Below are 14,003 nucleotides of genomic sequence, written 5' to 3'. Positions count from 1 at the left end.
CATGAAATCGGGGCGTCCGACGGCTGGGGAAGGGCCGACTTCCTGAAAGCCGAGTGGATCAACAGTCGTCCGGGCTCGACCGACGGCAAGGCGGTGGGCTACCTGACCGTGCAGACGTTCAGCAGCGGGGGCGGTCGAGTGGCGCGGCACCGGCAAGGGCTTCGATTGTCGTCGTGGGTGCGACCGATTCCGTTGAAGTCGGTGAGGGCGCAGCGCTGGGGGTCGGCGGGGCCGAGGGTGAGTTGCTGGGCGTGGGGGAGGCGCTGGCGAGGGTGGCCGTGCTGCGTTGCACCTGCTTGGTGACCAGGCGGATGCCGGTGGCGGTCGCCTGGCGTCCGTACACGTCGGTGACCTTGATGCTGTACGGCCCGGGGCCGATCCCGCCCTCGATTGCCCAGTGGTTGTCGCTCTGCCGGGCGGCCTTGCGGAAGCCGCCGCCCGGTCCCTTCGCCTCGACCGAGCGCAGTGGGTTGCCGTGGTTGCCGACCTGCACCGCGAACCAGTATGTCGAGGCGCCGCCCTTCATCCGGAAGGTGAGCCCTCCGTCGAGCGGTGGGTTCACCACCGCCCGATACGTCACGGGCGCGATGCCCTGAGACCGGTCCGCGATCCTGGTGAACGCCTCGGTGGACAGGTCGATCTTGCTGGGTCCGCAGCCGCCGCACTGGTCCATCACCATCACCCGGACCTTGCCCTTCGGGCCGCTCACCTCCAGGTAACTGCCACAGGCCGCCGATCCGGAGTACTGGGATGCGCCAAGGGCCACGTAGAGGCGGTCCGCCGGCGGGCCGGGGAAGGAGCAGTTGCCGCCCGAGCGGCCCGCGTCGTAGAAGCTGGCCTTTCCCTTGTGGACGGCGTTGCCCGTCGGTGGCGCGGCGCAGGCCGGGGTGGCGCCGCCGCGCACGGCGAGGGTGATGCCCAGGACGGCGGCCAGGGCGGTGACCCCGGCGCCGGCCAACCAGTGCCGGACCCGCCGACTGAACCGAGGCCTGCCGGTGTCGCCGGCCGGGGTGTCGTTGTCCGGGGCCGTGCCTGGTGCCGTCACGGCGCCTGATGTTGCCGCAGCATGTCGCGGCAGCGCAACAACGCCCAAGCGGACCGCCCCGCTCAGTTCGGTTGCGGCACCTCGCCGTAAGGGAGTCCCTAGGATGCGAGTCAGGAGTGCAGCGCGCCCCTGGACCAACGGTGAGGCGTGGTCCTTGCGGCGACGGCGTCGCGAACTGGGAGAAGGTCCTGACGGCAGCCTTGCCTACGTCGCAGCGTGACGTGACGGCTCCCACGGCCGCCAACCCCTGGTCTGACGCGCACTCCTCGTGCGCGAGCCTCAATTAGAAGAACTACACCAAGGGGACAAGCAGCATGACCGCCTTCGACAGCGCCACCCCTGGCATCCCGGACGACGACCCGACCAGAACACTGACGGTGGCCAGCCCCGACGACCCCGCGACCACCTACATCTCCCTTGCCGGGGGCAACTACGCCATCCTGATCACGGGCAAGCAGACCAACGGGCAGTACTGCCTCATCGACATGCGCGTGCCCGACGGCGGCGGCCCGCCGCCACACCGGCACGACTTCGAGGAGATGTTCACCATCCTCGAGGGCGAGATCGAGTTCACGTTCCGCGGCGAGAAGCGCAGCGTGCGGGCCGGGTCAACCGTGAACATCCCGGCCAACGCCCCGCACAATTTCCGCAACGTCTCCGGCGCTCCCGCGCGCATGCTGTGCATGTGCACCCCAGCGGCTCAGGACGAATACTTCCTTCGCGTCGGCGACGAGGTCGCGAGCAAGGACGCGCCGCCGCCACGGCTCACCGACGATGAGAAAGCGGAGCGCCGGCAGCGCGCAGCCGAGCTGGCTCCCGTATACCGCACCGAAATGCTCTGACAGTTCGGCCGGCCCGGCAGCTCCTGCCTCTGGGTTGCCTGGTACCGCCCTCCCGCCCGACGTGTCCGCGCCTCAGAGCTAGTCACTCGGCGGATCTGCGCGGGCGCAGTCCGTTGAGGGCGGTGCTGACGACGAGGTCGGCGTACTCGGCGGTGAGCGGCCCGCTGCGTTGCTGCCAGCGACTGAACAGCGGACCCCAGATCAGGTCCACCGCCACGTCGAGGTCGACGTCGTCGGCGATCTGTCCGGCCTTTTGGGCGCTGCGCAGGCGTTGCCGTTTGGCCTCCTTCAGCGGCCCGTCCAGGCGTTCGGCGTAGGCGGCGGCCAGCTCGGGGTCGAGTGCGATCTCGGTGGCCAGGGCGCGCATCGGTTGCTCGTACCGGGGATCGTTCATCTCCTCGACCGTGGCGCGCAGCACCACTGTCAGGTCCGCCGCCAGGTCGCCGGTGTCCGGCAGCGTCGGCGGCCCACCCTCGGTGGCCTCGCTGAGCATGAGGAAGGCGTCGAAGATGACAGCGCCCTTCGACGGCCACCAGCGGTAGATGGTCTGTTTGCCGACGCCGGCCCGCGCGGCGATGCCCTCGATGCTGAGCTTCGCGTACCCCGTCTCCTGGAGCAGGTCGAAGGCCGCGGTGAGGATGGCGCGGCGGGAGGTCTCCCGCCGCCGGGCCGTGTTGGGCGTCATGGGCCGAACGATAGCACCTAACGAGACGAACCGTCTCGTCTTGACGGCGGTGGTGTCGCACGCCTAGCCTCGGCCATGCGAGACGGACCGTCTCGTCTTGAAACGAGGAGAAGCGCATGCGTACCTGGTTCATCACCGGCGCCAGCCGCGGCCTGGGCCGCGCCTTCGCCGACGCCGCACTCGACCGGGGTGACCGGGTGGTCGCCGCCGCCCGGACCATCGCCCAGGCCGACTTCGACGAGAAGTACGCGGACCGGCTGCTGGCCCTGACCCTCGACGTGACCGACCGGGCGGCGGTCATCGCCGCCGTGAACACCGCCGTCGAGCACTTCGGCCGGCTCGACATCGTCGTCAACAACGCCGGCACCCTGTCCATGGGCATGATCGAGGAGTTCACCGAGGCCGAGGCGCGCGCCCAGTTCGAGGTCAACTTCTTCGGCGCGCTCTGGGTCAGTCAGGCCGTGCTGCCGCACCTGCGGGCGCAGCGGTCCGGCCACATCGTGCAGGTCTCCAGCATCGCCGCGCTCGGCGGCTTCCCGAGCACCGGCCTGTACAGCGCGAGCAAGTTCGCCCTGGAGGGCATGAGTGAGGCGCTGGCGATGGAGGCGGCGGCCTTCGACATCACTGTCAGCATCGTGCAGCCGGGCGGCTACTGGACCGACCTCTACACCAGTCTGAGCGCCACCACCCCGATGGACGCCTACGCGCCACTACGCGCCGAGCTGGAGCGCCAGTGGGCGGAAGGCTCGATCGACAGCGAACCCCGGCTGGCCGCCGAGGCGCTGCTGCGACTCGTCGACAGCGACGACCCGCCGCTGCGGCTCCTGCTCGGGAGCATGGTGTACGACCTGGCGTTCGACATCTCCCGTCGGCGGATGGACACCTGGGCGGGTTGGGAGCAGGTCAGCCGAGCCGCCGAAAAAGCCGTCGCTGCCCCTGGACACCCGTGACCGGCCCGCAAGCGTCAGCGGGATCAGTTGGTGGACGCCTGGGGCCTAGTCGTGGCGTACCGGGCGGCGATGGTGCGGACGGCCTCGTCGACTACCTGAGCGACGCGTTCAGCGCTCACCTCCCAGCCCGGCACCAGGAGTGTCGGCCAGAAGACGTAGTTGGAGATCATGCCCAGGAACTGGGTGGCTGCGAGGTCCACGTCCTCGATCCGCACCGTTCCCGCCTCGTGCTCAGTCAGGAGGTAGCTGCGTACGGACTCGTAGTAGGGCAACTTCCCGTGCGAGAACTGCGCCTGGGCCAGCTCGGGGAACCGCGGCAGCTCGGCGATGACGATTCGGAACAGGTCGGTCATCTGGGGCTGGCTCAACAGCTTGGCGTAGCGGCGACCGATGGTGCTGAGCCCGTCGACGACGTTGCCCGCTGGCGGAGGGTCCTCTTCGTCGGCTGTTGACCAGGACTCGGTGACGATGGCGTCGAACAGGGCGGCTTTGCTCGGGAACTGCTTGAACAAGGTGGCCCGCGAAACGCCCGAGCGCTCTGCGATCTGCGCCAGCGACGTCCGGTCGTAGCCCAACTCGAGGAACAGCGCGGTCGCGGCCGTGACGATCAGCGCGCGCTTCTCCTGGGCGACGCGCTGGTGATACGTCGTCACGACCCTGCTCATGAACCGAGCATACGAGGTGAGTGGCTTGACTCGCCATTGCCACCGACCTAGTGTCGGGGCAGTGGTGAGTCGACCGGCTCACCATTGGCCGCCGCCATCGCTGGTGATCCCGGTCATTCACCCCAGCTACCGAAGGAACATCTGATGCCCCGCTTCGACAACCAGACCGTGCTCGTGACCGGCGGGACCGGCGGCCAGGGCTCCAGCCACGTGCGCGCCTTCCACGCGGAGGGAGCGAACGTGGTGATCGGCGGCATCGACGCGGAACGTGGCGCCGCTCTCGTCGAGGAGCTCGGGACCCGCGCTCGCTTCGCCCGCCTTGACGTCACGGACGAGAGCTCGTGGTCCGCCGCTGTGCTGGCCGCCGAGAGCGCCTTCGGCGCCCTGAACGTGCTCGTCAACAACGCGGGCGTCCAGAATCCGCCGGCAACGATCGAAAACACGGAGCAGGCCACGTGGTCGCGCATCCTCGACATCAACCTCACGGGGACCTTCCTCGGCATCAAGGCCGCCGCCCCCGCGCTGCGCCGCGCAGCAGGGGGAGCCATCGTCAACATCGCCTCGACGATGGCCCTGGGCGGTACGGCTCACTACGCGCCGTACGTCGCCAGCAAGTGGGCTGTGCGAGGTCTCACCCGAACGGCGGCGCTCGAGCTCGGCCGCGACCACATCCGGGTGAACACCATCCACCCCGGCGTGATATCGACCGCCTTCATCCACGAACCAGCAGCTGGCGCAGTAGCGGCAATCGCCGACTTCTACTCACCCGAGCCGTTCGCCATTCCCCGGCTCGGGGAGCCGACCGACGTCAGCCGTCTTGTCCTGTTCCTCACGTCATCGGACGCGTCGTTCATCACGGGGTCGGAGTACGTCATCGACGGTGGGCTCCTCCTCGGCCCCGCCCTCCAGGCCGAGACCGCATGAGCAGCCCAGATCCGACTACTGAGCAAGTGTCAACTTCGCCGACCATCGCGGTCGGCCAACACTAGGCTCCGAGATATGGCGGCGGCGTGCCCAATCCCAATTGGCACATAAGTCCGGGCAGAGCCTTCACCCCATGATTTCTCCTCGCGAGGCGCAAACCTAGACGGAGAGGAAACACGCATGGCTGTCAAAACCAAGACTCGTCCGGGCACCACGGAGATTCGACCGTTCTCGGTCGACATTCCTCAGGCCGACCTCGATGACCTGAAGAGGCGCATCAAGGCCACCCGCTGGCCGGACAAGGAAACGGTGGACGACCAGTCACAGGGCGTGCCACTCGCGACGATTCAGGCCGTCGCCCGCTATTGGGAGAAAGAGTACGACTGGCGCAAGGTCGAGGCGCGGCTGAACGCCCTGCCGCAGTTCATGACCACCATCGACGGGGTGGACATCCACTTCATCCACGTGCGCTCGAAGCACGAGGACGCGCTGCCGCTCATCGTCACCCACGGGTGGCCGGGCTCCGTGATCGAGCAGTTGAAGATCATTGAGCCGCTCACCGACCCCACCAAGCACGGCGCGAGCGCGTCGGACGCCTTCCACCTGGTGATTCCGTCGCTGCCCGGCCACGGCTTCTCCGGCAAGCCGACCGAGTCGGGATGGAACCCGCAGAAGATCGCGACCGCCTGGACGGAGCTGATGAAGCGGCTCGGCTACAACCGGTTCGTCGCGCAGGGCGGCGACTGGGGTGCGGTCATCGTCGACCAGATGGGCCTCCAGGCGCCTCCGGAACTGCTCGGCATCCACACCAACATGCCCGGTGCGATCCCCACCGAGATCGACCTGTTGTTCCAGGGCGACACCACCGGTGCGAACAACGCCATGGGCTCGCTGCCATCGGGGCTCTCCGACGACGAGATGCGTGCCGCCGAGGAAGCCAACTTCGTCTGGAAACACGTCGCGTACGCCCTCATGATGGCGACACGTCCGCAGACGCTGACCGGGCTGGCCGATTCTCCGGTCGGCCTGGCGTCCTTCCTGCTCGACCACGACGCGAAGAGTCTGGCCCTGATCTCGCAGGTGTTCGACGGCGCCAAAGCGGGCCTCACCCGCGACGACATCCTGGACAACATCTCGCTCTACTGGTTGACGAACACCGCGATCTCGGCCTCCCGTCTGTACGCGGAGAACAAACTCTCGTTCTTCGCCGCCAAGGGCGTGAAGGTTCCGGTCGCCGTGAGCGTCTTCCCCGACGAGCTGTACGAGGCGCCACAGAGTTGGGCCGAGCAGGCGTACTCCAACCTCATCTACTACAACAAGCTCGACGTGGGCGGGCACTTCGCAGCCTGGGAACAGCCGAAGATCTTCTCCGAAGAGCTTCGCACGGCCTTCCGGTCGCTGCGCTAGATGGCCGTGCACCTGCCCCCGCTCAACGGGGCGGCCGAGTGGCTCAACGCCGAGCCACTCGGCCCCGCCGACCTGGGCGGACGCGTCGTCCTGGTCAACTTCTGGACGCTGACCTGCATCAACTGGCTGCGCCAGGAGCCGTTCGTGCGTGCCTGGTCGCAGGCATACCGCGATGACGGGCTGGTGGTCATCGGGGTGCACACCCCGGAGTTCGGCTTCGAGCACGAGGTCGACTGGGTGCGGCGGGCGGTGGCGGCCCGATCGATCGACTACCCGGTGGCGGTCGACAACGACTACGCGATCTGGAGCGCTTTCGACAACCACTACTGGCCGGCGCTCTACTTCGTCGACACCGACGGCGTCATCCGCGACGAGCACTTCGGCGAGGGACGCTACGAGCAGTCCGAGCACGTGCTCCAGCAACTGCTCGGTATCGAGCGGGAACCCGTACCCGTCAAGGGGCTCGGCCCGGAGGCGGAGGCCGACTGGAACAACCTGCGGACGCCCGAGACGTACCTCGGTTTCAGTCGCGGCGAACACTTCGCGTCGCCGAATGGCCCGGCGCTCGACGAACGTCGCGCCTACCAGGTGCCGGAGAGCCTCGGCCTGAACCAGTGGGCCCTTGCAGGAGAGTGGACGATCGGGTCGGAGAACGTCGTGCTGGACCAGGCCGGCGGCGGCATCGCCTCCCGATTCCACGCCCGCGACGCGCATCTCGTGCTGGCCCCCGGGGCGGGAGGGCCGATCCCGTTCCGCGTGCTGCTCGACGGCGACCCTCCCGGCCCGTCACACGGCGTCGACGTCGACGTCGACGGTAACGGCGTACTCCAGGACGGCCGGCTCTACCAGCTCGTCCGCCAGGACGGCCCGGTCCGGAAGCGGACCCTGGAGATCACGTTCGGCGAACCCGGGGCGGCCGCGTACGCCTTCACCTTCGGCTGACGCGCAGATCGACAGTGCTCACGGTGCCGGAGACCGGCGAGATGCTGTGCACCTGCGGGCCGGGGCGGAGTCGGGCGTCGCTGGCGTACCGGTCGGCGAGGGCCTTCTCCGCGGTCTCGTCGCCGTCGTCGGCGGCGAGCAACAACGCGGCGATCTCGTCCACGAGCGTGAGGTCGGCGGTGGCGATGTCCTCGGTCATCGCACCGAAGCCGTCCCAGAGCAGCAGTTCGTCCTTCTGCCGGTGGGCCAGCTCGATCAGGACGTAGTCGTGGATGAACCAGTCGCCTCGGATCGGCAGCTCCGGGCTGACGCCGTAGCGCTCGGGGTCGATAGTCCCGGCCCGGTACGCCGACCACACCCGCGCCGCCGAGTCGAAGAGCCCTGCCTTCGGGTCGATGTCGTAGCCGTCGAACCCCCAGTCGCCGGCCGGGTCGAGCTCCGGGTCGGCCCAGACCCACCGGTCGCCGTTCCAGTACTCCACCAGCACATGGTCGTGGTGCCAGTCGGGCGCGAAGTACGAGGCGAAACCGACCCGGCTGCGGCTGGGAATGCCGTGCTGACGCAGCACCGCGACCGAAAGCAGCGTGTGGTCCCGACAGCAGCCTGCCACGCGGTCGACGGCCGGACGCTCCGCCGCGAGGGGCACCGGAAAGCGGGACTGGTCAGTGTCGAGGATGCGGTCCACCCAGCGGCAGTTCACCTCGTCGAGCCGATCGTCGGGCAACTCGACGCCGCCGGCCCGGTAGTGAACGATCACGTTGCGGGCGGTCGCCGCCACGGTGGGGAAGTCGGTCGCCACGGCGTCGAGGAGCCCGCCGTGCCGACCCGGGTCGCTGTACGCGGAGTGTTTCCGGTAGTCATCGAGGTCCATGCGACCAGTCTCCGGTCCGCCACCGTGTCAGGGTCAAGGCGCTTTTCCCGACTAGTGTCGACTGCCGTGACGACTCCCGGGATCACCATCGCCACGCCCGCCTACCGCGCCAGAGTTGTCGACACGCTCGTCGCCGCGTTCATCAAGGATCCGATCCTGCGGTGGCTGTTCCCCGACGAGGAGACCTATCCCCGGTACTGCGCCGCCTTCTTCGGGCACCTCTTCGACAAGCGGGTGCACCGATCGTCGATCTGGACGATCGGTGGGGGCGCGTCCGTGGCCATCTGGGAGCCCCCGGTTGACCCGTCGGCCGCTGCGCACGGGTCGCCGGAGATATCTCCGTACCCGGCCGACGTGCTGGCCCGTGTGCAGGGCTACGACGACATCCTGCACGACGCCCTGCCGGCGTTCCCGTTCTGGTACCTCGGTGTCCTGGGCACCCACCCGGACAACGCCGGACGCGGTTGGGGTCGTGCCGTGATGCGGGCCGGGCTGGACCGCGCCGCCGCCGACGGCCTGCCGGCGATCCTGGAGACCAGCAACCCGGGCAACGTCGAGTTGTACCGCCGGGCCGGCTGGGAGGTGATGAGCTTCCTGCCGAAGCCCGTACCCACCTGGCTCATGATGCAGCAGCCGCCGCGCTGATCAGACTCGCATCCCGGTCTACGGCCAGATCTTGGACACTTTCCGTTTGCTCGGAACGGAAACTGTCCAAGATCTGCGCCTGGCCGTCGGCGACGTCAGGTCATCAGGCGGCGAAGATGCGCGCGTAGATCTCGTCGATGACGTCGTTCTTCGCGAGGCTGTAGTCGCGGGGCCGGTGCGCGGTGTCCCGCGCGAGGCGGCGCTTGGTCGCGGCGTACCGCTCCCGGTCGTCCGGATGCGAGCGCAGCCAGTCGCGGAAAAGTTGGTGCCGGACCGGTTCCGGAGCACCCTGCGGCCAGACGTGCAGGTTGACGTCCTCGGCGGGGCTGAGCAGCATCCGGTGCCCGTGCCACCAGGGTTCCCGAAGGACGAGCCGGTACCCGAGCCGTTCCAGGGCGGGGAGATAGGTGGCCTCGTCGGCGGTGTCCTCGATGACGAGGTCGACGTCGATGACGGGCTTGGCGGCGAGCCCCGGCACCGCCGTCGATCCGACGTGTTCCACCCCGATGATCAGCTCACCGAGCGCCTCGGTGAGCGACGACCGGACGGCGATGAACCGCTGCGCCCAGGACGGGTCGTACTCCTTGATGACGACGGACTTCCACGTTCGCGGCGGCTCGCCCACCAGGCCGGCGTCGACCTGTTCGGGGGTGCCGTGGAAGCGCTGCACGACGTTCTGCGGGTACTCGGCCACGTCAACCTCCTCGGGAAGCAAAGTCCGCCAGGCTACGACACGGCGGTCGCTGTGGCCGCACCCGACCGATGCGGGCATCGGATGTCGGGTGGGCGACCGACCCTGCGACCTAACGTCGGTGTTCGAAAGGGAAGGAGGCCCGGGTGCTGGATCGGCTCAACGAGGCCATGGCGTACATCGAGCGTCACCTCGACCGGAAGATCGAGGTGGCGGAGCTGGCGCGGATCGCGCTGACGTCGGAGTACCACTTCCGGCGGCTGTTCTCCGCGCTGGCCGGAATGCCGCTGTCGGAGTACATCCGTCGGCGTCGGCTCACCGTCGCCGGTGCGGACGTGCTGGCGGGGGAGCGGACGTTGCTCGACGTCGCTGTGCACTACGGCTACGGCTCGGCGGAGGCGTTCGCCCGGGCGTTCCACGCCGTGCACGGCGTGGGGCCAGGAGAAGCTCGGCGTACGGGGGCAGCGCTGCGTGCCCAGCCCCGGATGTCCTTCCGACTCACCGTCGAAGGGAGCGGCAGCATGGAGTACCGGATCGTCGACAAGGACGCGTTCGCGCTGGTGGGGCGCAAGGCCCGGGTCCCGCTGGTGCACGAGGGGATGAACCCGGCGATCGTCGCGTTCATCAGGAGTATCGACACGGAGACGACCGAGAGGATCGAGGCGCTCTCCGATCAGGAACCGAAGGGGATCGTCAACGTCAGCGACAACCTCGCCGACAGTCGGCAGGAGGGCACCGAGCTCGACTACTGGCACGGGGTGGTGACCGGCACCGAGCCGCCGGAGGACCTGGACGCGCTGCCGGTGCAGGCGGGGTCGTGGGCGGTGTTCACCACCTCCGGCGCGTTTCCGCAGGCGGTGCAATTCCTGTGGCGTGACGTGTTCACCCAGTGGTTTCCGTCCAACCCGTACCGCAGCCGACCTGGACCGGAGATCTCCCGGGTCCGGGTGTCGGCGGACGGAACCCAGGCGGACGCCGAGCTGTGGATTCCCGTCGAACGGGTACCGACCCCTATGTAGAGTTCCGATACAGTGGTCGGATGCGGATGACCATTCCGGTCGCGAAGGTGCTCGCGGCGCTGCTCGCCGACCCCGACGAGCAGCGCTACGGGCTCGACCTGATGCGATTGACCGGCCTGCCCAGCGGCACCCTCTACCCGGTGCTGCACCGGTTGCAGGGGGCCGGCTGGCTTGCCGCCGACTGGGAGGCGATCGATCCCGTCGCGGCCGGGCGGCCGGCCCGCCGCTACTACCGACTGACCGCCGTCGGGGTGACGCAGGCCCGCCAGGCGCTCGCCGACCTGCGGGCCGCGATCCCCGACGGTGGCCGTCGCCCGTGGGGCGGCACCGAGCCCACCGGAGCACCGGCGTGGTGACCCGCCGGGCCGCCGAACTGCTGTTGGAGTTGGCCGCGCGCCGCTGGCCGGCCGAGGTTCGCGACGACCTGCGCCGCGAGTGGGCCGCCGAGCTGCACGTGCTGGCCGAGAGCGGTCACCGGACGAGAATGCTGGGCTTCGCGGCGAGCCTGGCCGTCGGTCGGACCGGCGCCCCGATCGTCGACCGCCGCCTCATACGCGGTCGGATCGGACGCACCGCCGCCGCGTTGCTGCTCTCCCCGATCGCCTGCGTCGGAATCGTGCTCGCCAGTGCCTTCGCCCTCATGCCGATCGAGCGGATGGTGACCCAGGACTGGTCCCAGCGGGTGCAGAAGCCGATCTGGACGGCACTCACCATCGGGTTGGCAGTGCTGCTGGCGGTGTTCGCCGCGCGCTGGGCCCGACACACCGCACTCGACAGCCCGCTACGCATCGCGCTCGGCGTGGTGCTTCCCATCGGCGCGGTCGGTGTCGTGTTCCTCGCTGCCATCTCCCCGGACGACCCGGTCACCTTCGTACCCGGGCTGCTGCTCTGGCTGGCCGGCCTGACGCTGGCCCTCTGGGCCGCGGCGAGCCTCGCCTCCCGCAACCGCCTCCGTGTGGCCTGGTGGGTGGGCATCCTCGGCGCACTCGCCGCCGCCGACCTCGCGGTGATTCTCGCCGTCGTCGACGTCATCGCGGCGGGCCGTCGCGCCGGCCCCGTCAGCAGTCCGACGCCACTGGGCGGCGTCGACTGGATCTCCTCACCGCTGTGGCTCCTCGCCACCTGGACGGAATGGAACATCAGACTGCCCAGACCCACCATCTCGTGGGAGATCTTCCACATCGTCATCAACGAGGTGCGGGCGGAACCCATGCTCTACCTGGCCTGCACGCCGTACGCGCTCGCGTACACCATCCGGGCGGCCCGGTCGGCCCCCGCCGAGCCGGTCGCCCTCGCGCCGACCCCGGTGTGAACCTCAGTCGGGTACGTCGTCCCACGTCGTACCCGGCTCCAGGTAACCGGCCACCTGCTTCTCGCGCAACGCGTACGCGATGACCAGCAGGGCGTGCTTGTCCAGCTCGGGCAGCTGGTCCAACGGAAACCACCGCACGGCCAACGACTCGTCGTCGTTGACCCGGGCGGTGCCGCCGATCACCCGGCACAGGAACCCCATGTTCAGGTATTCACAGCGGTCCCCGTTCGGGTACGTGTGCGGGTGCGACACGGCGCTGGACATCCGCACCGGCGCCACCTCCACGCCCGTCTCCTCGCGCACCTCGCGGACCAGCGCGGTGGCCGGCTGCTCGCCCGGCTCGACGAAACCGCTGATCACCGACCACCGCCCGTCGTCGGCGCGCTGACCGAGCAGCAGCTCCCCGGCGTCGTTGCGGACCACCGCGCTGACGCTCGGCAGCCAGAGCAGGTCGTGGCCGACGTGCTTACGCAACCCCAGGATGTAGTCCGGTATCGCCATCCCGCGATCATAGAGGTGCCCACAGCAGGGCTCACCTGCGCATCTTCTGGTGTTCCAGTCCCACGCGTTTCGCCATTTCGGCCCGACGAACGCAATGCATATCTACTGTGGAGATCGTCGGCGACTTGTGCGATCCGGTGGCGGCCGGCCGGTTCGCGGTGCACAGTGATTCCCATGAGCGACAGCGGACGTAGTGGGCAGTTCTACTGGTGCACCCGGCATCACCGGGTCGAGACGGACTCCAACGTGTGTCCGGCGAAGCACGTTCTCGGCCCGTACGACTCGGCGGCCGACGCGGAGAACGCCCTGCAACGAGTGCAGGAGCGGAACGAGGCGTGGGATGCCGAGGACGCTCGTTGGGCCGGGGACGACAGATAGGCGGCGCGGGACGGCTCGCGCCGAGGTTTTCGTGCTCCGCGAGGACGCACGCGAGAGCACGTCCCCCAAGGAGGGAACAACGATGGCCGAAGCACAGCAGGCCACCAAGCGCCCGGCCGCCCGACGCACCACCGCGAAGAAGACCGCCGCGGCGGAGCGGAACACCGCGGCGAGCCGGACCACCCCCGTGCGCAAGTCCACCACGGCTGCCGCGAAGGCCCCGGCCCGCAAGGCCGCCGGCGGGGCGGGGCGCGCCCCGGCCAAGAAGACCACCACGGCGGCTACGAAGGCCCCCGCGAAGAAGACCACGACCAAGACCACAGCAGCGGCCAAGAAGGCCCCCGCGAAGGCCTCGACCACCACCCGCAAGACGACCGCCACCGCCAAGCGGGCCCCGGCGTCCACCGCGCGCAAGACGACCGCCACCGCCAAGCGGGCCCCGGCGTCCACCGCGCGCAAGACGACCACCGCCGCGAAGAAGACCACCGGCGCGGCGAAGAAGACGGTGAGCGCGGCGAAGAAGACCACCACCGCGGCGAAGGCTCCGGCGCGTAAGACCACCACCGCGGCGAAGGCTCCGGCGCGGAAGGTGGCGACCACGGCGTCCGCCGCCAAGAAGACGGCGGCGAAGAAGACGGCGGCGGCGAAGAAGACCGCGGCGAAGAAGACCGCCTCGACCCGCCCCAGCGGCGGCGCCCGCAAGGCTCCGGCCAAGAAGGCCCCGGCCGCGAAGGTGTCGGGTACCTCGTCGACCACCGCCCGTAAGGCGGCGGCGAAGAAGGCACCGGCGAAGAAGACCGTCGCGGCCAAGGCACCGGCCCGCAAGGTGACCGCCCGCAAGTCGCCGGCCCGCCCGGTCGCCGCCCGAGCCACCGCCCCCAGGGGGGCCCGCAGCGCCGCCCGCAAGGCGACCGGCTGAGCGCGGAGCATCCCCACAGCGGGCGGATTTCCGGCCGGTCACCGGAAGCGGATCACCCGTGGCGCTGTCAGGATTGACCCGTGGTCATCCGACGCGTACTCGCGCCCCGCATCGACTTCGGCGCGTTGCGCCGCGAGCTCGGCCTGCCCGAGGAGTTCCCGGCCGACGCCCAGCGTGAAGCCGACGAGGCGGCTGCGGCACCGCCGC

General features: G+C 69.4%; 17 protein-coding genes. 11 read left to right on the top strand and 6 right to left on the bottom strand.

Annotated features, from left to right (window positions below):
* Window positions 1-118: 118 nt before the first annotated feature.
* Window positions 119-1,045 (bottom strand): expansin EXLX1 family cellulose-binding protein, encoded by a 927-nt coding sequence (locus AB0B48_RS01955; RefSeq protein WP_357194528.1) that lies wholly within the window; start codon window positions 1,043-1,045, stop codon window positions 119-121.
* A gap of 314 nt (window positions 1,046-1,359) precedes the next feature.
* Here AB0B48_RS01955 and AB0B48_RS01950 point away from each other — a divergent pair, with 314 nt between their 5' ends.
* On the top strand, window positions 1,360-1,887 hold the full coding sequence (locus AB0B48_RS01950; RefSeq protein ID WP_357194525.1) for a cupin domain-containing protein: 528 nt from the start codon (window positions 1,360-1,362) through the stop codon (window positions 1,885-1,887).
* Window positions 1,888-1,969: 82 nt separating this feature from the next.
* On the opposite strand, the gene AB0B48_RS01945 is transcribed toward AB0B48_RS01950, so the two are convergent.
* Window positions 1,970-2,572: a TetR/AcrR family transcriptional regulator gene (locus AB0B48_RS01945; protein WP_357194522.1), complete on the bottom strand. Its 603-nt coding sequence runs from the start codon at window positions 2,570-2,572 to the stop codon at window positions 1,970-1,972.
* A gap of 116 nt (window positions 2,573-2,688) precedes the next feature.
* Here AB0B48_RS01945 and AB0B48_RS01940 point away from each other — a divergent pair, with 116 nt between their 5' ends.
* Complete coding sequence (locus AB0B48_RS01940) at window positions 2,689-3,522, top strand: SDR family oxidoreductase (protein WP_357194519.1); 834 nt, start codon at window positions 2,689-2,691, stop codon at window positions 3,520-3,522.
* 23 nt (window positions 3,523-3,545) lie between these two features.
* Here AB0B48_RS01940 and AB0B48_RS01935 read toward each other — a convergent pair whose 3' ends face one another.
* Window positions 3,546-4,187 (bottom strand): TetR/AcrR family transcriptional regulator, encoded by a 642-nt coding sequence (locus AB0B48_RS01935; protein ID WP_357194516.1) that lies wholly within the window; start codon window positions 4,185-4,187, stop codon window positions 3,546-3,548.
* A 144-nt stretch (window positions 4,188-4,331) separates the two neighbouring features.
* Between AB0B48_RS01935 and AB0B48_RS01930 the strand changes: the two genes are divergently transcribed.
* The 3 genes from AB0B48_RS01930 (at window position 4,332) to AB0B48_RS01920 (ending at window position 7,460) form a co-directional block, all read left to right on the top strand.
* Window positions 4,332-5,111: an SDR family oxidoreductase gene (locus tag AB0B48_RS01930; RefSeq protein ID WP_357194513.1), complete on the top strand. Its 780-nt coding sequence runs from the start codon at window positions 4,332-4,334 to the stop codon at window positions 5,109-5,111.
* Between the two features lie 180 nt (window positions 5,112-5,291).
* Window positions 5,292-6,518, top strand: a complete 1,227-nt coding sequence (locus AB0B48_RS01925) for an epoxide hydrolase family protein (protein ID WP_357194510.1) — start codon at window positions 5,292-5,294, stop codon at window positions 6,516-6,518.
* The gene (locus AB0B48_RS01920; protein ID WP_357194507.1) at window positions 6,519-7,460 is read left to right on the top strand and encodes a redoxin family protein; all 942 of its coding nucleotides are present in this window, start codon (window positions 6,519-6,521) and stop codon (window positions 7,458-7,460) included.
* Here the strand turns inward: AB0B48_RS01920 and AB0B48_RS01915 are convergent.
* The gene (locus tag AB0B48_RS01915) at window positions 7,447-8,331 is read right to left on the bottom strand and encodes a transglutaminase domain-containing protein (RefSeq protein ID WP_357194504.1); all 885 of its coding nucleotides are present in this window, start codon (window positions 8,329-8,331) and stop codon (window positions 7,447-7,449) included. The genes AB0B48_RS01920 and AB0B48_RS01915 overlap by 14 nt on opposite strands.
* Before the next feature lie 66 nt (window positions 8,332-8,397).
* On the opposite strand from AB0B48_RS01915, the gene AB0B48_RS01910 reads away from it, so the two are divergent.
* Window positions 8,398-8,976, top strand: a complete 579-nt coding sequence (locus tag AB0B48_RS01910) for a GNAT family N-acetyltransferase (RefSeq protein WP_357194501.1) — start codon at window positions 8,398-8,400, stop codon at window positions 8,974-8,976.
* Window positions 8,977-9,079: 103 nt separating this feature from the next.
* On the opposite strand, the gene AB0B48_RS01905 is transcribed toward AB0B48_RS01910, so the two are convergent.
* A complete protein-coding gene (locus AB0B48_RS01905; RefSeq protein ID WP_357194498.1) occupies window positions 9,080-9,670 on the bottom strand; it encodes a GrpB family protein in 591 nt (196 codons plus the stop codon).
* A 143-nt stretch (window positions 9,671-9,813) separates the two neighbouring features.
* On the opposite strand from AB0B48_RS01905, the gene AB0B48_RS01900 reads away from it, so the two are divergent.
* Genes AB0B48_RS01900 through AB0B48_RS01890 form a run of 3 tightly spaced genes read left to right on the top strand, consistent with a single transcriptional unit; the run spans window position 9,814 to window position 11,998 of the window.
* Window positions 9,814-10,686 carry an AraC family transcriptional regulator gene (locus AB0B48_RS01900; protein ID WP_357194495.1) on the top strand — a complete coding sequence of 291 codons (873 nt, stop codon included), beginning with the start codon at window positions 9,814-9,816 and terminating at the stop codon, window positions 10,684-10,686.
* Window positions 10,687-10,706: 20 nt separating this feature from the next.
* On the top strand, window positions 10,707-11,042 hold the full coding sequence (locus AB0B48_RS01895; RefSeq protein ID WP_357194492.1) for a helix-turn-helix transcriptional regulator: 336 nt from the start codon (window positions 10,707-10,709) through the stop codon (window positions 11,040-11,042).
* On the top strand, window positions 11,036-11,998 hold the full coding sequence (locus tag AB0B48_RS01890; protein ID WP_357194489.1) for a hypothetical protein: 963 nt from the start codon (window positions 11,036-11,038) through the stop codon (window positions 11,996-11,998). Before AB0B48_RS01895 ends, AB0B48_RS01890 begins: the two co-directional genes overlap by 7 nt.
* 3 nt (window positions 11,999-12,001) lie before the next feature.
* Here the strand turns inward: AB0B48_RS01890 and AB0B48_RS01885 are convergent, their stop codons facing one another.
* Window positions 12,002-12,499, bottom strand: coding sequence for an NUDIX domain-containing protein (locus AB0B48_RS01885; RefSeq protein WP_357194487.1), 498 nt, complete (start codon window positions 12,497-12,499; stop codon window positions 12,002-12,004).
* A 174-nt stretch (window positions 12,500-12,673) separates the two neighbouring features.
* Here AB0B48_RS01885 and AB0B48_RS01880 point away from each other — a divergent pair, with 174 nt between their 5' ends.
* Both AB0B48_RS01880 and AB0B48_RS01875 read left to right on the top strand, forming a co-directional pair.
* A complete protein-coding gene (locus AB0B48_RS01880; RefSeq protein WP_357194484.1) occupies window positions 12,674-12,877 on the top strand; it encodes a hypothetical protein in 204 nt (67 codons plus the stop codon).
* A gap of 82 nt (window positions 12,878-12,959) precedes the next feature.
* On the top strand, window positions 12,960-13,796 hold the full coding sequence (locus AB0B48_RS01875) for a histone (RefSeq protein WP_357194481.1): 837 nt from the start codon (window positions 12,960-12,962) through the stop codon (window positions 13,794-13,796).
* The last annotated feature ends 207 nt before the right edge of the window (window positions 13,797-14,003 follow it).

The organism is Micromonospora sp. NPDC049089, assembly GCF_040648775.1.
Classification (GTDB): Bacteria; Actinomycetota; Actinomycetes; order Mycobacteriales; family Micromonosporaceae; genus Micromonospora.
The sequence above is the reverse complement of the archived record's forward strand: the minus strand, read 5'-3'. Positions and strand labels throughout refer to the sequence as shown.